This is a genomic window from Nocardia sp. NPDC059236, from assembly GCF_042754085.1.
Classification (GTDB): Bacteria; Actinomycetota; Actinomycetes; order Mycobacteriales; family Mycobacteriaceae; genus Nocardia.
In genome coordinates this window covers 263,431-283,462 of record NZ_JBHZAF010000008.1, presented here as the reverse complement: position 1 = coordinate 283,462, position 20,032 = coordinate 263,431, and the positions used below count along the sequence as shown (strand labels likewise).

General features: G+C 65.5%; 21 protein-coding genes. 5 read left to right on the top strand and 16 right to left on the bottom strand.

The window, feature by feature from the left end; all coding sequences use genetic code 11:
- Nucleotides 1–8: 8 nt before the first annotated feature.
- Both ACFXIV_RS22840 and ACFXIV_RS22835 read right to left on the bottom strand, forming a co-directional pair.
- A complete protein-coding gene (locus tag ACFXIV_RS22840; RefSeq protein ID WP_379395976.1) occupies nucleotides 9–443 on the bottom strand; it encodes a hypothetical protein in 435 nt (144 codons plus the stop codon).
- Nucleotides 444–889: 446 nt separating this feature from the next.
- Entirely contained in the window at nucleotides 890–1,771 is an 882-nt protein-coding gene (locus ACFXIV_RS22835; protein WP_379395977.1) for an alpha/beta fold hydrolase, read from the bottom strand.
- Between the two features lie 72 nt (nucleotides 1,772–1,843).
- Between ACFXIV_RS22835 and sigJ the strand changes: the two genes are divergently transcribed.
- Nucleotides 1,844–2,719, top strand: a complete 876-nt coding sequence (gene sigJ / locus ACFXIV_RS22830) for an RNA polymerase sigma factor SigJ (protein ID WP_379395979.1) — start codon at nucleotides 1,844–1,846, stop codon at nucleotides 2,717–2,719.
- Nucleotides 2,720–3,202: 483 nt separating this feature from the next.
- Here the strand turns inward: sigJ and ACFXIV_RS22825 are convergent, their stop codons facing one another.
- Nucleotides 3,203–3,634: a nitroreductase/quinone reductase family protein gene (locus ACFXIV_RS22825; protein WP_379395981.1), complete on the bottom strand. Its 432-nt coding sequence runs from the start codon at nucleotides 3,632–3,634 to the stop codon at nucleotides 3,203–3,205.
- A 403-nt stretch (nucleotides 3,635–4,037) separates the two neighbouring features.
- Entirely contained in the window at nucleotides 4,038–4,910 is an 873-nt protein-coding gene (locus tag ACFXIV_RS22820; RefSeq protein ID WP_379395983.1) for an alpha/beta fold hydrolase, read from the bottom strand.
- Nucleotides 4,911–5,007: 97 nt separating this feature from the next.
- Here ACFXIV_RS22820 and ACFXIV_RS22815 point away from each other — a divergent pair, with 97 nt between their 5' ends.
- Both ACFXIV_RS22815 and ACFXIV_RS22810 read left to right on the top strand, forming a co-directional pair.
- Nucleotides 5,008–5,424 (top strand): winged helix-turn-helix transcriptional regulator, encoded by a 417-nt coding sequence (locus ACFXIV_RS22815; RefSeq protein WP_379395985.1) that lies wholly within the window; start codon nucleotides 5,008–5,010, stop codon nucleotides 5,422–5,424.
- A 243-nt stretch (nucleotides 5,425–5,667) separates the two neighbouring features.
- The gene (locus ACFXIV_RS22810; protein ID WP_379395987.1) at nucleotides 5,668–6,084 is read left to right on the top strand and encodes a hypothetical protein; all 417 of its coding nucleotides are present in this window, start codon (nucleotides 5,668–5,670) and stop codon (nucleotides 6,082–6,084) included.
- 294 nt (nucleotides 6,085–6,378) lie between these two features.
- On the opposite strand, the gene ACFXIV_RS22805 is transcribed toward ACFXIV_RS22810, so the two are convergent.
- The 10 genes from ACFXIV_RS22805 to ACFXIV_RS22760 form a co-directional block, all read right to left on the bottom strand.
- The gene (locus ACFXIV_RS22805) at nucleotides 6,379–7,065 is read right to left on the bottom strand and encodes an alpha/beta fold hydrolase (protein WP_379395988.1); all 687 of its coding nucleotides are present in this window, start codon (nucleotides 7,063–7,065) and stop codon (nucleotides 6,379–6,381) included.
- Between the two features lie 561 nt (nucleotides 7,066–7,626).
- Nucleotides 7,627–8,043 carry an SRPBCC family protein gene (locus tag ACFXIV_RS22800; RefSeq protein WP_379395990.1) on the bottom strand — a complete coding sequence of 139 codons (417 nt, stop codon included), beginning with the start codon at nucleotides 8,041–8,043 and terminating at the stop codon, nucleotides 7,627–7,629.
- Between the two features lie 499 nt (nucleotides 8,044–8,542).
- On the bottom strand, nucleotides 8,543–9,676 hold the full coding sequence (locus tag ACFXIV_RS22795; protein ID WP_379395992.1) for a 3-keto-5-aminohexanoate cleavage protein: 1,134 nt from the start codon (nucleotides 9,674–9,676) through the stop codon (nucleotides 8,543–8,545).
- 88 nt (nucleotides 9,677–9,764) lie between these two features.
- Nucleotides 9,765–10,529: a carboxymuconolactone decarboxylase family protein gene (locus tag ACFXIV_RS22790; protein ID WP_379395994.1), complete on the bottom strand. Its 765-nt coding sequence runs from the start codon at nucleotides 10,527–10,529 to the stop codon at nucleotides 9,765–9,767.
- Between the two features lie 558 nt (nucleotides 10,530–11,087).
- Entirely contained in the window at nucleotides 11,088–11,849 is a 762-nt protein-coding gene (locus ACFXIV_RS22785) for a hypothetical protein (protein ID WP_379395996.1), read from the bottom strand.
- A 16-nt stretch (nucleotides 11,850–11,865) separates the two neighbouring features.
- Nucleotides 11,866–12,474 carry an RBBP9/YdeN family alpha/beta hydrolase gene (locus ACFXIV_RS22780; RefSeq protein WP_379395998.1) on the bottom strand — a complete coding sequence of 203 codons (609 nt, stop codon included), beginning with the start codon at nucleotides 12,472–12,474 and terminating at the stop codon, nucleotides 11,866–11,868.
- A gap of 46 nt (nucleotides 12,475–12,520) precedes the next feature.
- The gene (locus ACFXIV_RS22775) at nucleotides 12,521–12,679 is read right to left on the bottom strand and encodes an SDR family oxidoreductase (protein ID WP_379396000.1); all 159 of its coding nucleotides are present in this window, start codon (nucleotides 12,677–12,679) and stop codon (nucleotides 12,521–12,523) included.
- A gap of 57 nt (nucleotides 12,680–12,736) precedes the next feature.
- Nucleotides 12,737–14,068 (bottom strand): MFS transporter, encoded by a 1,332-nt coding sequence (locus ACFXIV_RS22770; protein ID WP_379396001.1) that lies wholly within the window; start codon nucleotides 14,066–14,068, stop codon nucleotides 12,737–12,739.
- A gap of 133 nt (nucleotides 14,069–14,201) precedes the next feature.
- A complete protein-coding gene (locus ACFXIV_RS22765) occupies nucleotides 14,202–15,254 on the bottom strand; it encodes a 3-keto-5-aminohexanoate cleavage protein (RefSeq protein ID WP_379396003.1) in 1,053 nt (350 codons plus the stop codon).
- Nucleotides 15,255–15,294: 40 nt separating this feature from the next.
- Nucleotides 15,295–15,645: a carboxymuconolactone decarboxylase family protein gene (locus ACFXIV_RS22760; protein WP_379396459.1), complete on the bottom strand. Its 351-nt coding sequence runs from the start codon at nucleotides 15,643–15,645 to the stop codon at nucleotides 15,295–15,297.
- 154 nt (nucleotides 15,646–15,799) lie between these two features.
- Between ACFXIV_RS22760 and ACFXIV_RS22755 the strand changes: the two genes are divergently transcribed.
- Nucleotides 15,800–16,795, top strand: coding sequence for an AraC family transcriptional regulator (locus ACFXIV_RS22755; protein WP_379396005.1), 996 nt, complete (start codon nucleotides 15,800–15,802; stop codon nucleotides 16,793–16,795).
- A 294-nt stretch (nucleotides 16,796–17,089) separates the two neighbouring features.
- On the opposite strand, the gene ACFXIV_RS22750 is transcribed toward ACFXIV_RS22755, so the two are convergent.
- Complete coding sequence (locus ACFXIV_RS22750; RefSeq protein WP_379396461.1) at nucleotides 17,090–17,587, bottom strand: transposase; 498 nt, start codon at nucleotides 17,585–17,587, stop codon at nucleotides 17,090–17,092.
- 276 nt (nucleotides 17,588–17,863) lie between these two features.
- Complete coding sequence (locus ACFXIV_RS22745) at nucleotides 17,864–18,202, bottom strand: hypothetical protein (RefSeq protein WP_379396007.1); 339 nt, start codon at nucleotides 18,200–18,202, stop codon at nucleotides 17,864–17,866.
- A 628-nt stretch (nucleotides 18,203–18,830) separates the two neighbouring features.
- Here ACFXIV_RS22745 and ACFXIV_RS22740 point away from each other — a divergent pair.
- Nucleotides 18,831–20,027, top strand: coding sequence for an IS110 family transposase (locus ACFXIV_RS22740; protein WP_379396009.1), 1,197 nt, complete (start codon nucleotides 18,831–18,833; stop codon nucleotides 20,025–20,027).
- Nucleotides 20,028–20,032 lie beyond the last annotated feature (5 nt).

Genomic DNA, 20,032 nt, shown 5'->3' with positions numbered 1-20,032 from the left:
TCGGCCGGTCAGTCGGTGCCCTGCCATCCTCTGCGCACCAAGAAGAGATCACCGGCCGCAATCAAGTCCTCCACTGTTGCCGGGGGAAAGAACCCAAGCAGATATCCGTCCGCCCCCAACGGGAGCTCGACTAGGAGCACGCCGTGGTGGTCCTGGCTGTGTTCTCCTGCCAGGCCCAAGAATCGCTCGATGTCCTCGTCCTGGTCCTCGTCCTCGCGGTGCTCTTCCCACCAATCCCAGGACATCGAGGCAGGGCAGAACTTCAAGGGCTCCAACACATCTCGCGCCATCTCCGGGTCGGTCTCATCGATGTAGCCCATGAGCCTGGCCTCTTCCAGGCCATCGATAAGGCGCGTCCATGCCTGGTTTTCGTTGACCGCAGCTCGCACTCCCGTAGCGAGCATCGGCTCGTTCGAGGCCAGTTGCTCTGCGATCGCGACCAAACTGCTCCGATTCATACCGCGATCACCAATTCCAGACTCGATACCACTTCGGAGGCCATCTCTACCACCGGCAGCTGACAGACAGTCGAAACCAGCGCACACTCAATTGCCGCTGCGCGGGTGGTCCACCGTCGCACGATCGTGGCCTGCCGCTCGGCGGCTCGCCGCTATCGAACCGCGCTCGCCGTGCGGGTGCCGACCGGGTGGACCCGGATCTGCGGCCCAACCGCCGTCAGAGTGTTCGCGTTGTGCAGCGTTAGGCCCACAAGCCCGCGTTGCGCGAACATTCGACCTAGCAGGTCCGTCGGTCCGGTGGGGCGTCCCAATCTCAGTGCGTCCCCTGCGGGCGCAGTCGTCGACGTTGGCTCATGCCGAGTAGCGAATGTCGAAGGTGCAGCGAAATCAGAGGGTCGGTAGCCGACCGGACGTGGCAGTGGGATCTGGATTCACGGTTGAGCACAGGCCACGTGGCTGCGGTGCCAGCGGTCGATGGCATCGGCCACGAGCTGCGGGTTGTCGGCCATCGGAAAGTGCAGCCCCCAGGGCACGGTGACCCTGGTCAGGCGCGGGAACAGTCGCCGCCAACGCCGAACGAAGAAGAAGTAGTCGCCGAGTCGCCCGAATACCGTCATCATCGGCCGGCCAGCCAGCGCGGTGACCGTGCTTTCTGCGCATGTGGCGGTGGCGCGGTCGCGGGTCGCGTCGCGAAACATTCGGTGCAAGAACCGGCGGCGGTCGCGGTCGCGCAGACCACGTCGCCACGCAGTCTTACGGGTGCGGTTCCATCGTCTGCCGACACCGAACCTTGTCGCACTCGCCCAGGCGACCAACCCAGGCCATGCGTCGACCTCCCGCATCAGCTCCGAGCCGAAGAATCGCAGTGCGAGCCACAGCATGCCCCGGGGCCGCCAGCCGAAGGTGTTCATGGCCACCAGTGCGGCCACGCGGTCGATTCGATCGTGTACAGCAGCGAGTGTGGCCAGGCCCCCGAGGTCGTGTACGACCAGTGTCACGGCGTTGAGGTCGAGATGGTCGATGAATGCTGTGATCGTGTGCGCGGCCGATGCCACCGTCGCCACGCCGGGATCGGAGAGTCCTGTTCCAGGCAGATCGAGGGTCACGCACCGGTACCGGTCCTCGAGGTGACTGATCAGATCGGCCCACAGCAGCGACCAGAGTCCGGCGTGGACCATGAGCAGGACCGGACGGTCACCGCCAGTATCGGTGTAGACGATGCGGCGCCCGTCGAAGTCGAACGCGTACAGCGGATGCGGCCAATCCTGCGTGGTGAGCCAGTCAGGCCGAACGGGTTTGGTAGTAAGGGTCATATCTCTAAGGACGTGCCGGCGCGGTCGTATGTGACGGTCACATTTCACCAGGCTCATTCGTCGGAGGTATGTATGAGCGACATCATCGAGCAGGCTTGGCACGTGCACCGGCGGCGGGTGCTCGACGTCTCCTATCGCATGCTCGGTACCCTCGTCGACGCCGAAGACGCCGTGCAAGAGACCTTCGCCAAGCTCACCCGCCACGGCTGCGAGGGCATCGACGACATCGAGGGCTGGCTGGTCACCGTTGCGGGCCGAGTCTGCCTCGACCGGCTGCGCGCCGACCGCACCCGGGCCCGCTACGTCGGGCCGTGGCTGCCTGAGCCGCTCGTCGAGCAGGCTGGCACCGATCTCGATCCCGCAGATCAGGTCACCCTCGATGACAGCGTGCGCCTGGCGCTTTTGGCGGCGCTGCACGCCCTCAGCCCCGCCGAACGCGTCGCGTTCGTGCTCCACGATGTCTTCGGAGTGAGCTTCGAGGAGATCGCTGGGGTGGTCGGCCGCTCACCGGCCGCGGCCCGGAAACTGGCCAGTCGTGCGCGAGCCGCGCTGCGCGACAACCCTGAGCCGCGGTTCGAGGTCTCACCAGCACAGGCGCGCGCGGTCGCCGAGAGATTTGCACACGCCTGCACCACCGGCGACCTGGCGGCACTGATGGAGGTACTGGCTCACGACGTGGTCGGCGAATTCGACTCCGGCGGGCGAGTCGCCGGCGCCCCCGTCGGACCATTGGTCGGCGCCGAGCTGGTCGGCGTCACGCTCGCCAGAACACTGTTCGGAGCGGGCGCCGACTTCCGGGTCGCATCGGTGAACGGCGAGCCAGGGGTGGTCGTGTCACTCGCGGGCCCCGTCATGGCCGTGATCGCGTTGGAGTCCCATGACAACCACGTGGTCGCGATCCGCGCCATCGGCAATCCCGACAAGCTCGCACGCCTCAACGCGCGCTGAAACGAGACCCTTGGTGCCCCACGCCGCAGCCTAAGTCGATTCCCTGATCGACAGATTCGGCGCCAAAGTTGGTGCCGCCTACCATGATTGGGACACCTGGGCGCACGAAACCGCAGCGCTTGAGCAATCATTTCAGCCTGCCGCTCGGCGGCTTGGTGCTATCGAACCGCGCTCGCCGCACGGGTGCCGACCGGCAACGGACGAAGCGCTAATTGGTCCGATCAGGGTTGTGGGACCTTCTGGCTAACGCACTCAATTGCCGCGTGGCGCGCGGTTCGACTCGGCCAGGCGGTCGGCCCCGAAGACCAACGGGCCGACCGTTTTTGGTCTCCGCTCCGGCGCCACTGACCAGACCGACCGGTCCACGGCGCGCGCCGGGAGTACTCGCTCATGCCGAGGTGTGGTTGTTCTGCCAATGCCAGGGGGCGCCCGCCGCGTCGGGTTCGTGTGTGAGGGCCCGTGGTCGGTCTGCGTTGAATCTGTTCAGTCCCGTGGGGTCAGCAGGACCAGCGGAATTTCGCGAGTGGTGCGCTGCTGATAGGCGGCGTAGCCGTCATATCTCGCGATCACTTTCGGCCATAGCTCGGCCCGTTCCTCCACAGTCGCCATCCGGGCGGTCATGCGTCGACGGGGGCCGCTGCGGAACGACACGTCGACCTCGGGCCGGTCTCGCAGATTCAGATACCACGCCGGGTGGACCGGACCGCCACCGCGGGACGCCACTACGACGATCGTGTCGCCATCGACCAGCGGGGCGGTAAGCATCACCGTGTGCGATCGTCCCGACTTCCGTCCGACCGTGGTCAGTTCCAGCGACGGCATGCCGCTGAAGGAGTTGCCCAACTTCCCGCCGCTCGCCCGGAGCAGGCCGCGGTGCGCGATGTTCATTGCCTTCAAGGCCAGGTTTGGTGGCAAGGGGTCTCCTGTGTCGAGGTTCGGCCGGTCGGAGAGCTCGGCCAGTAAGAATCGAGTACTTGCAGGCGGTCGCCGAGCACACGGCACAAGGCAACCAGGCTGGCCGAGTCGCAGTATTGGATAAACGCGACAGCCTGGACTCGGACGCTTCATCCCCGGTCGGCCGGACCAGGAGGAGCGAAGCACAGACGATTGGGGAACACACTCTCATGATCGAATCCTGGCCCTAATGACACCAGGCTTAAGTAGCCGCATACCGCGCTGACCGAACCGGCCAGCGCGGGACATCGGAAGATCAACTGGCCGTGCCGATCCGACGCCGGCGGAACGTCCGCTACTACCGAATGCCGGATGGTGTGTTGTACCCGGGGATGGCTTCATGGGGGGCTTTGCGGATGTGTGGTCAGGCAGGTTGGTCGGCGGCGAGGAAGGGGGTTATGAGGTTGAGCAGTTCTTGCGGACGGTCCAGCGGGATGATGTGGCCACAATCCGGAATGACGTGTCCCGCAAGGGTATCGGCGATAGGGCGTAGTTGCCGCTCGAGTGCGTCGCCGACCGGGTGGGCACCGATCGCCAGGGTGGGTGTCGTGAGTCGGTCGGCTGCCACGGCGTGATCGATCTGTCGTGCGCTGGTCGGTAGTGCCCGGTAGTAGGAGAAGGCGCAACGTAGGGCGTCTTCACCGGTGTAGGCATCGATGAATGCGTCGTGGATATCTGCCCGCACGCCCCGGCCTCGGGTGCCGGTGGTGAGAAACCATTCGACATACTGTGCCTCGTGGCCGGGCAGGACCGTTTCGGCGAGACCGGGGACGGTGTGGAAGCCGAACCACCACGGCGGACCCGCGATGAGGAAGTCCTCGGCGCCGGGGAGGGCGCCCAGCAAGGCTTCCATGACCACCAGCCGTCGCACCCGGTCGGGGTGGCGCAGGGCGAGCAGGACCGCGACCGGGGTGCCGACATCGATCGCGACCACGGCCGCGGTGGGTTCGCCGAGGGCATCGAGGATCCCGGCCGTATCGGCGGCCAGCGTACCGGCGTCGTAGCCGTCCGGCGCACGGCTGGTGGCGCCGAACCCACGAAGGTCCGGGGCGATGATCCGGTAGTGCTCGGACAGCGGGCCGATGATCTCGCTCCAGAGTCGCCAGGTGTGGGGAAAGCCGTGCAGCAGAACGACTGCGGGGCCGGCGCCGGCGATGGCGACGTTGGCGCGGATGCCGTTGGTCTCGATCCGGCGCAGCTCGATAGGGGCGGTTTGCAGCGGTGGTGTGTGGGTCATGGGACCTCCTTGCGGTTACCATTGGTTACCAGGGAACGGTAGGTAACCTTAGTTACGCTGCCAAGAAGGCACTTCGGCTACAGGTGGTGAGGTCCAGGTGACTACTCGATCAGCGCACGCGAAGACGCCGGTTCGTGGTGATCTGTTCGATTCCCAATGCCCGACACGGCAATTGCTGGACCGCATCGGCACCAAATGGACGTCGATGGTGGTCAAGGTCCTCGCGCAGGCCGCCCCGGGTGAGGTGCGCTTCGCCGAGCTGCGGCGGCGAATGCCCGGTGTATCCCAGAAGATGCTGTCGGTGACCCTGCACAACCTGGTCCGCGACGGTCTGGTCACCCGTCGAGTGGAGCCGACAGTGCCACCACGCGTGCACTACCGGCTCACCGAACTTGGCTTGTCCCTGGAGATCCCCCTGGCGGCTTTGCGCACCTGGGCCGAGGATCATATGGCCGAGATCGATTACGCCAACACCGTCAACGACGCACAAGCCGACCCAACCGCCAGCGAATAGCTTCCCAACACACGCCCATGCCGCGACCCGGGCGGTTCGAAGGGGCTGGCGCGAGAAGTCTTGTGCACCAGTGCGGGTGAGGTTTGGAGATCGGTGGCCTGCGTGCCCATGAGAATAGGGGCGCAACGGTTTTCGCCTCGGACGCGAAAGACACGATAGTGCCGGATGGAAGAACATCCGGCCGAACGAGCGCACGCCGACGTGGCGTAGCGCTGTCCGATACATCGAATTGGGGGGAACCTCATGACTGCCTTTGCCACGGCCACCCGTAAAGCGGCCGTCGCCATGATTGCGATCGCGGCGGCGCTCTTCATCCCCTTGGCAGGCGCGGGTGCCGCCAATGCCAGCGGGGTCAATGCCGAGATCAAGTTCGCGCTCGACACCGACCACGGCGCCGTGGACGGCTACATCAACCGCGGATACTCCGACACCTGGCACTTCGACGCCCGCGCCGGTCAGCAGCTGAGCACCGACATCACCTCGCACTACACCTCCGCCTCAGGAACCGCCGTCTACACGCTCACCTCACCCGACGGCCAGCAGCTGGCCATCGACACCACCGGAACCCAGCTCTACCTCCCGGCCACGGGCACCTATTACCTGACCATTACCTCGCCCGAGCACGACGCCTCGTACACGCTGAACCTCCAGATCGACTGAGCATCCCTGGTTACAGGTACGAGCGGAGGTCGAGAATCGATCGATTCTCGACCTCCGCTCGTGCGTTCCCGCGCTGTTCGGCTCGAGCTTTGCAGGCAGTCGAAGATCAGTCGGCCGTCGTGATTCGAGGCTGACCGAACGCACCCTCATACCGCATGCCGCGCTGACCGAACCGGCCAGCGCGGCGCGGCGGAAGATCAACGGGCCGTTGCCGATCCGAGGCTGGCCAGTATCCGCACATGCCGAATTGAGGGCCCGTCGATGTTGGCAAGTCGCTCGAGGACGGGAATGGTCTCACGGGAGGGCGATGAACTCCTCGACTACCGTCGTCAGGGAAGCGGGGTCCTGCAGCATCGGCAAGTGCCCTGTGGGAATCTCACGGTGAAAGCCGATGCCGAGTTCGGCTGCATTCTTGCGTTGCAGCATTTCGGGGAGCTGTCGGTCGGCGGTTGTCGCGACATATCCGGTGCGCGTCGGAAACGTTCGTGGTGACACCCTATCCCGGTAGAGGTGCTGCGATTCCGGCTCGAACTCTGCTACGACGTGCGCGATGTCGTCCTCTTCGAGGCCAGCGCACAACACTGTGCGGATCGCCTTCTCCGGCGGACGTGTTCCGGCAACCCGCATGATGAGCCCTGTGAAAACGCGCTGCGGCGCAGGCAATGCCGCGAGGAATGAGGTTCCGGCGGCGGGAAAGGACGCTGCGATGCCGAGCAATCGGTCGATGCGCTCCGGCGCGGTAGCTGCGATCTCACTGGCCACGACACCGCCGATCGAGTGAGCCACGATCGTGAACAGGCCATTCGGTGCCTGCGCCAGAGCGGTGTCGACGTAGTCGCGCAGGGTCGCGTCGACCCGTTTCGGGTAAGCCGCTACGACCGACTCGACGGGCAAGGAGGCCCGCACTTCGTCCCAGATCCAGGCCGGAAGCCCTGCGCCACTGAGAAACAGGATCGGCGTCGTTGGTGGGTCCGTCTCCATGAGCTTTCCTTTGCAGGCTCGGGTGCGTCCGTAACAGTGAATAGGGGTCCGACATAATTGGCGTCCGTGCCGGCCGGTTCCAGTAGGTGATGAGGGCGCGGAACCGCATGACGCCACTGGCCGCAAATTCGTAGGCGTCGGCGGCCTTCGCCAATGGGTAGGTCTAGATCATCGGTGTCGCCGTGCCGGTGCAGACGAAGTCCAGGGCCTGGGTGTGGCCACCGGGATCACCCCGGCGGCTCGCATTGTCGCTCTCGTTTTGTCATGGTCATTCACACTTCCCGGCAGTGCTGATACCGCGCTGGCAGCCGCTGCCAGCGCGGACTCGACACGCCGCCGACGCCAGCCATTCACGGACAGAACCGCAACAGCGAAACCATCAGCAAATGCACGTAGTGGCCGCGTAGCGCGCGGCTCGAGCGCTGGTCTCAGTAGGTGATCACGGCGCGGAACCGCACAGCGCCGCCGGCCACGCGTCCAAGATCGCACTCACCCGAACCACCGTCCGCAAGCTGGTCGACAACAACGGCAACCGGTGATAGCGCAACCCGGGACCCGCAGTCAGGCCGCCTCGGCGAGCTCGGCCAGCTTGCGCATCGCCTTGGGCAGCTCGGCCGCCGCGCGGCGACCGATGACACGAGCGAACAGAGGTGACAGCGGCCCCGCAATCGAGACTTCATGGGTAAACCGCGTGCCCTCGGCGGCGGCCTCGATACGGTGCTCGAAAGTCATTGTCGCCAAGGGAAGCCGGCTCACATCGGTGAACGACACATTCGGGGTGACCTCAGTCATCGCGAACCTTGTCTTGGGCCCACCGGCCGGCTTGAGCGAGCCCGTGGTGCCCTCGGCGAACGGGCCGTCGACCGTCACCCATTCCACTTCGTGATCCCACTTCGACCACTCGGTCGGGTCGGCGTAGTGCCTCCACAGCTGCGCCGGGGTCGCGGTGGTGGACTCGGTGTGCGCGAACTTCCACATGACTTGCAGTCTCCCTCGATCAAACCGATTTAGTATGCGCACATACTATCTTGGAGCTTTCAGATCCCGCAAGTCCAAACACCGTCGCACCAAACCCCGACCGGTCTGCCCGCCGTCAGCTCGGCGGCAAGGACAGTTACGACGCCTCTACCAGCAGCTATACACGCGCCGCTCTACTTCTTCGCAGAGGCTAATCCGCTTCGGAACTCGACCCACTTGACCTCCACCAGGCGTGCCGCGCAAGCCACTCACACAAGACCCTGCGCGCCCCGATCGGGCAGCGAAACACCCTGCTGCACAACATCTTCAGCCGACTCACCAACGCCCGCATGGCAGCCCAGACAAGGCCATGTCAAGTTCCGAAGCCGAATAACCTCTAGCGTCGTTGGGGCCGCGACCAGCGCCGCCGGTATCACTTTTCCGGCCTTGCCGGTGATCGGCCCCGAGCAGCCGGCCTTCGAGATCGTGACAGTGGAGCCAACGTCCTGAGACACGACAGCTAGAGGATGTCGCGTGGGTCGGTGGGACCGGCGGCGGCTGCGGCGTGCACTCTGCCTTCTTCCTCGAAGGTGTGGAAGCCCTCGTAGGTGAGGAAGCCGCGCTGGCCTTCGTCGCGGTTGGGGGGTAGCCCGAGGTTGAACAGTGTCTCCTCGGCGGTGTTGTACCAGGTGCCGAGCTTGAGGATCTGCCGTGTCTGCTCAGGCGTCGCGATAGGCCGGCCGAGCTCCTCGGCGAAGCGCACCATCTTGCGGATCATCTCCACGGTGGTAAACCTCTGGCCCTTGACCGGACCCCACAGGTTCTCCTCGATTCCGGCACGGACGTGCTGACCGAGCGCGATGCACACCGCCGAGATCGGATACACCAGCCGGAACATCGACTGGTAGGTGAAGCACGATCCCTGCGGAGCGCGGCGGATGAGTTCCATCAGGTCGAAGGGGTTCGAGCCGGTCGAGCCGCCGCCGACCATGCTGTAGAACCCATTGACCGGACCCATGTACAAGCCTTGCCGGATCAGTCGTTCGACGATCTCGAGGCTATGCACGTGCGCTAGCGCGAAGTAGGGCTGAATGCCGTTCTCGCGTAGGCGTCGGAGGTTTTCGATGTAGAACTCCGGCGTAGCGTCGGCGACCATTTGCGAGTACTGCCACATGATGTGCGGATCAGCCATGTGGGTGCCCTCGATATCGTCGACGGTCAGCATCGAGGTGATGTCGTATTGCGTGGAGCCGATGGCCACGGTGACCTGGTCGGGCTTGGGATCCAACTCGGTCAGCATGTGCCTGGTGTCATAGCTTCGCCATTTGGCGACGGCATCGCCCTCCGGGGCAAACGAGATGGAGCCGCCGACTTGCAACACCATGTCGGGCACGGCCTCACGCAGCCGGCCTATCTGGGCGCTGTACTCGGCGAAGTTCTTGGAAATCTTGCCGGTTTTCGGGTCACGAACGTGGATGTGCAGCAGGCGGGCGCCGGCCTCGAAGCAGTCGACGGCCTTCTGTACCTGCTCGTCCCAGGTCACCGGGATGTCGTCGGGATAGTCCGACGGCATCCACAACGGCCCGTAGGGGGCCGCGGTGATGATCAGCGGTGCCTGGTTCTCTGGAAGCAGTGATCGATCGGTGAAGTACATGTTCTCGCCTCCGAAACTCTCGGTCGAGATACGTCAAATTCGCGGGTGATGATCGCTGTACTGCTATGTCCCATCCTATGGCCCGATTTCACTCATGCGACTCGACTCGAGACAGCTCATCGGCGAGGATCGCGGCACCAAGGTTGCATGCCTGCACTCCCTGGGCGACACAGAGTTTCAGTACTTCCATGATCTCCTGAGTCGTCGCGCCAGCGCCCAGCGCAGCCTTGATATGGCGACGGATCCCAGGTGAGTACAGATGGGTGAACGACGCATCCAGGGCGATGCTGAGAAGCTCGATCTCTTTGGCGGACATGACCTCGCTTCGATAGATGCCGACACCGGTCGCCATGAACTCCTCGGTCCATACCGGGTCAAGGTCGAAGAAGGGATTCCACGCCTCATTCCACTGTCCGGCAGCGCGCATCGCATCACACGACGGAGTCGGCAGGCCGCCGGTTCTGGACACGGGTTCGCTCCCGCTGGCTGGTACCTCGTCGAGCAGGATCGGCGCAGCGACACTGCACGAGTGGAGCGCAACCATGGTCGCGCACTTGATCACGAACAGTATTTCCGAACGCGTCGCGCCGGCCGCAAGCGCGGCACGCGTATGCCGCCGCGTCGCCCGCGCATCAAGATTGGTACACGCCACGGCCAAGCCGACACTGACCAATTCGACGAACTTCGAGCTCAGGACCCCACTACGCCACGGATTGGTCGCCATCTTGTTGCACGCGTCAGCCCATGCCGGGTCCCACGTCCGCAACAGTGACAAGGCTGCGGCATCCCAAGGACCAGCATCGGCCGCGGCAGCGTCCATCGGATCTGGCATCGACATATCATCAGCGGACATAGGTCATCCTCCGTCTGATCGACGCAGCCCATTGGATGGATCCATACGGTTGGTGATCACGCCTGCATGTAGAAGATTACGGCCACGGGCGAGGCCCAATATGACCCGGATGCAACGCGCGGACCGAAACGGCCAGCGCTAGGTTCCGGCGAAACGACTGAGCCCCCGCCCGGACACCGGACGGGGGCTCAGCAGGGTCTCTACCAGCAGCGATACACGCGCCGCCCTAGGCGAATTCCGTGTCGGAGCGGGCGCAATTCGTGGATTCGGGGTGGATCGTCGGTCAGGTCAGCGACAGGCGAGCCACCGGTTTCCCGAAGGTAACTGCCGCTCGGGTGTGGCTGGCAAACCACCCAGCTCGTAATCCGGTCGGTGGTTCCAGGCGCGGAGTCCGTCGGTGTGGTTCACTCCGGACTGCGGAAACACTTGGTGGAGAGGTGATTTCGGCGGGAACCATATCCTTGGCTCATGTGGTCGCTGCGATCGGATGGCGGATTGGCCATGGCCGCGCGCCCGGGACGGACGTGATCCCCGGGTGCGCGGTTGTGGCGCGGACTGCTACTTCGCGGGCGCGGCGGGTTGCGCGGGGTCTTTGCAGTAGGCGAGCTCGGGTGGGCAGGGTGCGAGGATGGTGGAGAAGTACTGGATGGCGGCGAACAGGGTGATGGGTCCGCCGGCGACGACGAGCCCGGTCATGGAGCCGACCGCGCCGAGGGTGGCGGCGCCGAGGACGCAGCCGGCGACGGCGGCGCCGACGAAAGGTGCGAGCAGGAAGATGACCGGGCTCGAGATCGCGGCCCCGACTGCGGCGCCGGTCAGGCAGCCGACGCCGGCGCCCAGCACGGCGCCCAGGACAGCGCTGACGGCGGCGCCGATCGAGAGCCGCTGGGCGAAGGTGCCCAGGGCTTGCGCGTCGCGGGGGTTGAGGGATTCGGCGATCTGTTTGGCGGCTTGGTCGGTGGTGATGACCTGGTCGCGGGAGACGGCCTCGGCCGGGCGGCCGTCGGTTCTCGATGGTGTGAGGGTTGCGGTGCCGCCGTCGATCCGGGCGTTGATCGGGTAGGCCGTGTTGTCGATCTGGTAGGTGAGCGGGATGGCGGCGACCGGTTGATCGGTGTGGTCAGTGACGACGAGCTGGTCGCCGTCGACCTTCAGCTTGCCGTCGCTGGTCGTGAGTAGGGCGGTGTCGCCGCGTCGAGCGACTTCGTAGTGCACGGCGTTCGGCGTTGGGTCGGCGGGAGCGGGGTCGGCGCCGGCCGTCGCGGTGGTGAGTGCAATGGCTGTCGCGGTGAGCAGCGCGGCGGTGGTGGTTTTCCTCATCGGGTGTTCCTTGTTCTCATCTACGGGATTGGTGCGGATCTGGGGTGGTGCGCACCGTGTTTGGGGTCGCGTCGTCGATCAGTTGCCCGGCTTGTGGCCAGGGTCCGTAGCCTGCGGCGGGGTCGAGGTGTCCGACCGGGCCGGCGTCGATCAGGCGGCTGCCCCAGGCTTCGGCCAGGCCGGCCACACGCCGGCGGCTGGCCAAGGGGTCGTTGGTGCTCGCGGCCAGGACAGAGGGGAATGGCAGCCGCCGTCGCGGGATCGGAGTCCAGCCGTGCTGGCCGAGCACGGTGGTGCTCGGGTAGCCGTCCGGGAGCGGTGCTTCGAAATCCGGTGGTGTGACCAGGACCGCGGCACGGACGTCGCGGGTGGCGCGCTGGGCCCAGTGGACGAGGGCCAGCACGCCTGCGCTGTGGGCGACCAGCACAACCTCGCCGGTGATGTCCGACAGGGCCCGGTCCAACGCCGTGACCCAGGCGCGGCAGTCCAGGCGCTGGGCGCCGTTCGGCCGGGACAGGAGTCGGGCGTTGGGACGTGTTGCTGCGAGCTGGATCTGCCAGTGGTCGTCGGGGTGATCGCCGAGGCCGGGGACGATCAGGACGTTCGGTTCGGTCGCGAGATTCACGGTCGGTGCTCCAGGATGACGTGGCCGGGTGTTCCCGGCCGCGGGGTTAGATGACGGCTCCGCCGTTGGGGCTGATGATCTGGCCGGTGAGGTAGTGGTTGTCACCGGCGAGGTAGACCGCCAGGGAGGCGTATTCCTCGGGTGTGCCGAGCCTGCCCATCGGGAGGCGGGCTGTATCTTCCAGCAGCACAGACAAATTGAGCATGGAGGCACCTCGCGGGGGTTGGTGAAGGAGGGAATGCGGCGGGCAGCGCCGCCGAGTTCACGCGGCAGTCGGCCGGGTATCGAGTGCGGCCAGGCGGCGTAGTCCGGCAGGGTAGGCGCGGCGGCCCAGGGCCAGGGCGATGATGGCGCCGAGGTAGACCAACGGGACCAGTCGCAAGGCGTTGGCCAGCCCGTAGCGGTCGGCCAGGAAGCCGACTACGAGCGGGCCGAGGGCGAGTCCGAAAACGTTGTTGGCCAATGCGACCGTCGCGAACGCGGTGGCACGCAAGCTGTGATGGGTGAGGCTGGCCACCATCGAGGTGGTGGCACCGGTCGAGCCGGAGGCGGTCAGTGTCCCCAGCGCGAGCACGATCAGTTGGGCGGGGCCGGTGCCGAGACCGAACGCGATGGTCAGCAGGATCAGTGAGATCGTGCAGTAGACCAGTGCGCTGCTCCACTGACGCACCGGATCGGTGCGCCCGATCCGGTCGGTGATGATGCCGCACACGATCATTCCGATTCCGCCGAGCAGCACATATGCCGAGGCCACAAGGCCGGCGCGGCCCGGGGGCATCGAATAGGAACGGTTGAAGAAGCTGGGCAGCCAGGCCAGCAGCACACCCCCGACGAACAGCTGCAGGCCGCCACCGAGGTAGGCGCACCACAGCGATACCGACGCGAACAGGCTCGCCAACGGCGCTCGCGAGGTGTTGTGCGGGGCCGGAGACGAATCCGGCGCCGGCGTCTCCGCGACCTGATGACGGCTCAGGGCGGATTCGGTGATCAGCATCCGGAACGCGGCAACCAGCAGCAGACCCACCACGGCCATGACCACGAAAGTCCATCGCCAGCCGATATGTGCGGCGACGATGCCGCCGAGTGCGACTCCCAGGACCGACCCGAAAGAACCGCCGGCAAGGAACGCTCCGCTGAGCGAGGCCCGCAACCGAGGTGCGAACACGGACAGCATCACTGCGACCCCGACGCTGCCGTATGCGGCTTCACCGACCCCGACCAGAAACCGTGCGCCGAGCATCTGGCCGTAGCCGGTGGCCAGCGCGCACAGCAGGGTGGCGACGCTCCAGACGGTCGCCATGACCAGCAAGCTGCGCACACGGCCCCATCGGTCCGCCGCCAGCGACAGCGGAAACGCCAACACGCCCACCATCAACGCGACGACGCTGGTCAGCGACCCCAGCTGTGAATCCGACAGCCCCCAGTCGGATTTCAGCAGCGGAAACACCGCGGCCAAGACCTGGCGGGACATGTAGTCCGACAACATCAACCCGAAGGTCAATCCGAACACTATCCACGGAAAGATCCGGGAACGTGCGCTCGGGGTCGCGGGTGTGATCGCCGAAGGGGCGGCGGGAGTGGTGGGAATGTCCATGGCGCATCCTCGAGCCTGGTGGAACTGGCATACCGGGCCCGCAGGGACCGATGCCGGACGATGAGAAAGAGAAGAATGAAGGGCCGGGGCAGCGCGCCGCACGGTTGTGGCGGCGCGCTGTCACCGGTGAAGGTCAGGCGTGGTGAAGGAATCCGACCTGGCCCGGCTTGCGGTTGGGCGGGTAACCGATCTTGGCCAGCGCCTCGTCGGTGCCGGCGTACTGCTCGTCGAGCAGGTAGATCTCACGTGCCTCCTTGCAGGAGGCAACGTCGCGGCCCAGTTCGTCGGCGATGCGGACCATCTGCTCGACCTGCTGGACCGAGGTGCGCCGCTCGCCCTTGCGGCCCCACAGGTTGTCCTCGATACCGACCCGCACGTGCTGGCCCAACGCGATCGCGATCGTGCACATCGGGGTGACATTGCGCATGACGGTTTCGATCGTCAGCACCGCACCGTCGGGCGTCCGGCGAATGAACTCGATCAGGTCCGCCGGGTGCAGGCCCGCCGAACCGCCGCCGATCGCCATGTAGTTCAGCACCAGCGGGCCGGTGTAGTGGCCGCGACGGATCAACCGCTCCACCGTCTCCAGCTGAGTCAGACTGCCGAGCATGAAATGCGGCTGGATGCCGGCCGCGGTCAGCCGGCGCAGATGCTCGAGGTAGAACTCCGGACCGGCTTCCATCACCATGTCGCGGTATGCCTTGTACAGCACGGGGTTCTGCTGTACCGACGTGCCCGCGATGTCGTCATCGGTCAGCAGCTCGGTGAGGTTCATCTGGTTGGTGTTGACGACGATGGTGACCTGATCCGGCTTCGGGTCGAGCTCGGCCAGCATGTGCCGGGTGTCGTATTCCAGCCACTTCGCCTTGTCGCCGCCCTCCGGCGGCGCGAACGAGATCGACCCACCGACCTGCAGGATCATCTCCGGCACTGCTTCCCGGAGCCGGCCCAGCATCTCGTTGAACATCTCCAACCGCTTGGATCCGTGCCCGTCGAGCTCGCGCACGTGCACATGCAGCACCTGCGCCCCCGCGTTGTAGCAGTCCACCGCCTTCTGGATCTGCTCGTCCATTGTGACCGGAATGTCGTCGGAATCTCCGGGCAGGAACCCCGGAGCGTACGGGGCCACCTGGATGACCAGTTTCTCCTGGTTCTCCGGTAGCAGCGAATCATCGAGGTAGTGCATGATCGTCCTTCCTGATCGTTGTGGATTGCGCGGTGCGGAACTACCGCTGCTCCGCGCGGCGACGCTCGAAGGCGTCGAGTTCTTCGGCGAGCACGGGGACCCCGATGTTGCAGGCGTGAATGCCCAGCACGGTGGTCAGCTCGAGAACGGCGAGGATCTCCTCGCGAGACACACCCAGCTCCAATGCGGCGCGGATGTGGCGGCGCACTCCGGGCGAGTACATATGCGTGCACGCGGCGTCGACCGCGATGGCCAGCAACTCCACGAACTGCGGGGACAGCACGCCACGGCGAATCGGCAGCGTACCCATGGACATGAACTGCTCAGTCCACACCGGGTCCCATTCAGAGAGCTTGTCCCACAACGGATTCCACGCACCCTGGGCGCGCATTGCGTCGACGACGGGGGTGGGTACGGACTCGGTGGTCACCGGCAGCTCCTGTGATGCATTGGACGTGATGCGGGTCACGGTATCTGCCGAAACGCAACTATACTTGACCCATTGAGCCATGTAATTTGACTCCTGGGGCACCGGAAGGATGGCTATGACGGCGACGATGATTCGCAGCGCCGTGCTGTCCGGCTATGTCGATGTGGCCCTGTCCCTCGGGCTGGACCCGATGCTGCTGCTGCGCTCGGTCGGCATCGGCTCTGCCGGATTGACCGCCAGCGACATCTGGCTGCCGGTCACAGCGGTCGACCAACTCCTGGAACGCTCCGCCGCCGCGGCGAATTGCGACGACGTCGGGCTACGCCTCGCCGAACGGCGAGGCTTGTCCAACCTCGGCCCCGTCGCCCTCGTCGCCCGTGAAGAACCCGATATCCGCAGCGCGGTACAAATCGCGCTGCGGAACATCACCCTGCACAATGAAGCACTGCGCATCCGGCTCACCGAAACCAACAGCCTGACCACTATCCACGTCCAGGCGGCCGAGGGGGTCTCGCTCGGCCGGCAATTCCGCCAGCTTGCCGTCGGTGCGCCCTGCCGGATCCTCTGCGATTTCCTCGGCCCCACCTGGCGCCCGGTATCGGTCCGCTTCGCCCACCCCGCACCACCCGACCTCGATGCCTACTACCGGATCCTCGGTCCCTCAATAGAATTCGACCAGTCCTCCGACGGCATCGTCTGCTACTCTCACGACCTCGACGCGGCGAACCCCCTCGCCGACCCCCTGCTCCGCCCCTACGTTCGCGACTACCTGCGAACACTCGCCCCGTCCGGCGAGTCCATTGCCGACCAGGCGCGCGCCGTCATCGAATCCCTCCTGCCCACCCAGCGCTGCTCGGCTGCCGTCCTCGCTGACCGGCTCGGCATGGGCCGCCGCACCCTGTACCGGCACCTCGCCGACGCTGGTGAAACCTTCACCAGCATCCTCGACACCACCCGCCTCGACCTCGCCCACCGTTATCTCACCCAGCACGACCGCGCGCTCACCGACATCGCGACCGAACTCGGCTTCTCCGAACTGAGCGCCTTCTCGCGATGGTTTCGCCGCCACACCGGCCACAGCCCCAGCCAATTCCGGCGCCACCAGTCATGAACCCGCGACCGTCACGTTTCGGACCCCGGCCAAGTCCCCGCCGTCCCCGCCACCGAGGAACTCTGCGGGCCTTCGTCCGGACCGGACTCCTGAAAGCAGCTACTGACCGGGGTGTAAGACGCGCAAAACTGCGAAATCCGGCGCTAAGGATTCACCGCAGCTGACTTCCTATCACACGGCTGACGAGGTTCCGCTCGAGCCGCTGACCGAAGCGGCCAGCGCAGGACGACGGAAGATCAACTGGCCGTGTCCATCCGAGGCCGACCGAACGCACCGTAATGGCTCCCCCTTATGTCAAGGCGCGGTCTGGAGGGCAGGGCTGGTCTGGTTGATGGTGAGTCCGGGTTGTGGCTTTTCCGAAGAGCCGGTGTGCGGGGTCGAGCCGGTCGCGCTGGAGTCAAGAGTCGCCCCCGATTGCCCTCCCGGGCTTGCCTTTTCGCGCCGCTGCTGGTCGGCGAGTATGCGGGCGTAGACGACATTCGACAGCCGCCGTATCAGCGCCCGCATCGCTTCCATCGAGGTCTTGCCCGCGGCTCTGCGGCGGTCGTAGTAGGTGCGCCCGGCGCTGGGACGGCGTAGTTGAACAATGGCCATGGTGTGCAGAACCCGGTTGATCTTGCGATGTCCGGCGCGAAAGAGCCGATGGCGTTTCTGCTGGCCGGAGGAAGCGTCGAAGGGTGCGGCGCCGTTCCGGGAAGCGAACCGGTCCCGGTCCCGAAATCGGTGGATGTCACCGACATCGGCGAGTAGCCGGGCTGCGCCGGCCGGGCCGATGCCGTGGAGGTCGGTCAGAGTGGAGCCGCGTTGGGTACGAGGTCCGTGTGGGAAGGCACCGCTACTTCGAGCTGGGCAACCCCCTCTTCAGCCATTCCCGGCACGGTGACCGGTGAAACGCAAGCCAATAGTGAGCCACACCAATGACGCTGGCGGGCAGCCGATTAGGGAGCTACTCACCGGGCACCTGGACCCGATCCTGGCCGGGATCAGGCCCTACCGCCAGTGTCAACCGGGCGATGCGCGGCTAGTATTACCGCCTGGTTGCAGTTGGTGTTCCCTCCGACACCTGGGTCAGATGGTCCAGGTGATCGGGTAATTGGCGTACGTCGCGGTCTCAGCTGTGAACGTCACGCCGACTGCTCCGAGATCGTCGCGCGCTCTGACCCGCATCTCCTTCAGCTCGTCCATCTGCGCCGCATGCTCTTCGGAGTCCCATATACTCACCTGGGAGAGCGAGCCTTCAGGGGAGACACCCGCGTACCAGTGAAGAAGACCCGGCAGTCGCAGAATTGCCGGGATCAGATATTCCGAGGTCTTCTTGTCCGCAGCGACGACCTCGTCGTACAGGCTCGGATCGAAGGTGACGCGCCCGACGCGGACGACGGCAGTTGCTGGCAACGACTCTGTCATCGCGTTCGATTTCCTCTCGGCAATGCTGGAAGATCTTGCTTCCCAGACGATCCCACCGTCAGGGCTTATAGATCAATATCGATCTTCGGAGCGACCGATAAACCAGGCTTATCTGTTGTGGCGCAAGCGACCCCGATAATCGGCTCGCGCGGGCTGGCCGTCGACGGAACCGACCACTGTGGCGGAACATCCGCTACTGCCGCTGACCGCGCTGACCGAACCGGCCAACGCGAGGCGCCGGCGGCCGGAACCCGGTGCGGTGCAGAACGTCGCAACTGCCGCCCCTTTAGTCAAGACGTCGGTGTGGGTGCGGAGTTAGGCTGTTTGGTGGGTCCGGGATGTGGCTTGTCCGAAGGATCGGTGTGGGTTCAAGCCGGTCGCGCTGGAGTCAGTAGTCCCTACCGTTTTGCTCCGGGAGTATCCGGGCCAGTCGTAGGGTCCTGGTTCCCAGGGGTGTCGGGTGTGGCTTTCAGTAGTCTGCCGTTGGTGTGGCTCGGTTCGATTGGCCGCCCGGCACCCTCCAGGGCGACTCGGCTGCTGATTAGGAATTGCGAACTCGTCGCTGCGTAGGGACTGGCCAGCGAAGTCGTCTGCGGGACAACATATTCGATGAACCGAGGAGACGACATTGGAACGGGCCTGGGCCGGAGTGGACGTCGGCAAGGGGCATCATCATGCGGTGGTGGTCGATGCCGACGGCCGCCGGTTGTTGTCGCGACGGATCGCCAACGACGAGACCGCCTTGCTGGAGCTGATCGGTCAGGTCGCCGCGTTGGCCGACGACGTGGATTGGGCAGTGGATCTGGTCAGTGGTGAATCGGCATTGCTGCTGGCACTGCTGGCCGCGCATCGGCAGCGGGCGTTCTATCTCAGCGGCAGCCAGGTCAACAGCGCTGCCGCCGGTTATCGCGGTGCGGGCAAGACCGACGCGAAGGATGCCGCGATCATCGCAGATCAGGCTCGTATGCGGCGCGACCTGTCACCGATCCGAATCGACGACGAACTCGTCATCGAGCTGCGCATGCTGGTGGCGCGGCGCCTTGACCTCGCCGGTGACCGGGTCCGACTGGTGAATCGGCTCCATCAGCAACTGCTCGGCATCAGCCCCGCCCTCGAACGTGCCCTGGACCTGACCACCAAGGGCCCGCTGGTGCTGCTGACCCGCTACCAGACGCCCGACGCCCTGCGCCACGCCGGAACCGCTGAGGTCGAAACCTGGCTGCAGGCACAGAAAGTCAAAAATGCGGCCGCACTTGCGATCAAGGCGGTCGCTGCCGCGAACACCCAGCAGACCACACTGCCCGGACAGCGGCTGGCCGCCGAGCTGGTCGCCGACATGGCCAAGGAGGTGATCACCCTCGATGAGCAGCTCAAGCACACTGACAAGCTCATCGAGGGCCGGTTTCGCCGTCACCGAACCGCCGAGATCCTGCTGAGCCTGCCCGGTATCGGGACGTTGCTCGGCGCGGAGTTCCTTGCCGCCACCGGTGGTGAGATGACCGAATTCGCCTCCGCAGACCACCTCGCCGGCTACGGCGGGGTGGCACCAGTTCCTCGTGATTCCGGACGTGTCTCGGGCAACCTGCACCGGCCACACCGCTACCACCGCGGGCTCCAGCACGTCTTCTACACCTCGGCGCTGATCAGTATCCGATGCAACGAGCAATCGCGAATCTTCTACGACCGCAAGAGATCCGAGGGCAAACACCACACCCAGGCGGTGCTCGCACTCGCCCGCCGCCGAGTCAACGTCCTATGGGCGCTGCTGCGTGACAATCGCAGCTACACACCCGCACCACCCGAACCGGCCGCTGTGGCGGCCTGAGATCG

Excerpts from the sequence above, each read along its gene's own strand:
- ACFXIV_RS22835 (WP_379395977.1), bottom strand. The coding sequence starts at position 1,771 with ATGACCCTTACTACCAAACCCGTTCGGCCTGACTGGCTCACCACGCAG.
- sigJ (WP_379395979.1), top strand. The coding sequence starts at position 1,844 with ATGAGCGACATCATCGAGCAGGCTTGGCACGTGCACCGGCGGCGGGTG.
- ACFXIV_RS22820 (WP_379395983.1), bottom strand. The coding sequence starts at position 4,910 with ATGACCCACACACCACCGCTGCAAACCGCCCCTATCGAGCTGCGCCGG.
- ACFXIV_RS22810 (WP_379395987.1), top strand. The coding sequence starts at position 5,668 with ATGACTGCCTTTGCCACGGCCACCCGTAAAGCGGCCGTCGCCATGATT.
- ACFXIV_RS22805 (WP_379395988.1), bottom strand. The coding sequence starts at position 7,065 with ATGGAGACGGACCCACCAACGACGCCGATCCTGTTTCTCAGTGGCGCA.
- ACFXIV_RS22800 (WP_379395990.1), bottom strand. The coding sequence starts at position 8,043 with ATGTGGAAGTTCGCGCACACCGAGTCCACCACCGCGACCCCGGCGCAG.
- ACFXIV_RS22795 (WP_379395992.1), bottom strand. The coding sequence starts at position 9,676 with ATGTACTTCACCGATCGATCACTGCTTCCAGAGAACCAGGCACCGCTG.
- ACFXIV_RS22790 (WP_379395994.1), bottom strand. The coding sequence starts at position 10,529 with ATGTCCGCTGATGATATGTCGATGCCAGATCCGATGGACGCTGCCGCG.
- ACFXIV_RS22785 (WP_379395996.1), bottom strand. The coding sequence starts at position 11,849 with ATGAGGAAAACCACCACCGCCGCGCTGCTCACCGCGACAGCCATTGCA.
- ACFXIV_RS22775 (WP_379396000.1), bottom strand. The coding sequence starts at position 12,679 with ATGCTCAATTTGTCTGTGCTGCTGGAAGATACAGCCCGCCTCCCGATG.
- ACFXIV_RS22770 (WP_379396001.1), bottom strand. The coding sequence starts at position 14,068 with ATGGACATTCCCACCACTCCCGCCGCCCCTTCGGCGATCACACCCGCG.
- ACFXIV_RS22765 (WP_379396003.1), bottom strand. The coding sequence starts at position 15,254 with ATGCACTACCTCGATGATTCGCTGCTACCGGAGAACCAGGAGAAACTG.
- ACFXIV_RS22760 (WP_379396459.1), bottom strand. The coding sequence starts at position 15,645 with ATGCGCGCCCAGGGTGCGTGGAATCCGTTGTGGGACAAGCTCTCTGAA.
- ACFXIV_RS22755 (WP_379396005.1), top strand. The coding sequence starts at position 15,800 with ATGACGGCGACGATGATTCGCAGCGCCGTGCTGTCCGGCTATGTCGAT.
- ACFXIV_RS22745 (WP_379396007.1), bottom strand. The coding sequence starts at position 18,202 with ATGACAGAGTCGTTGCCAGCAACTGCCGTCGTCCGCGTCGGGCGCGTC.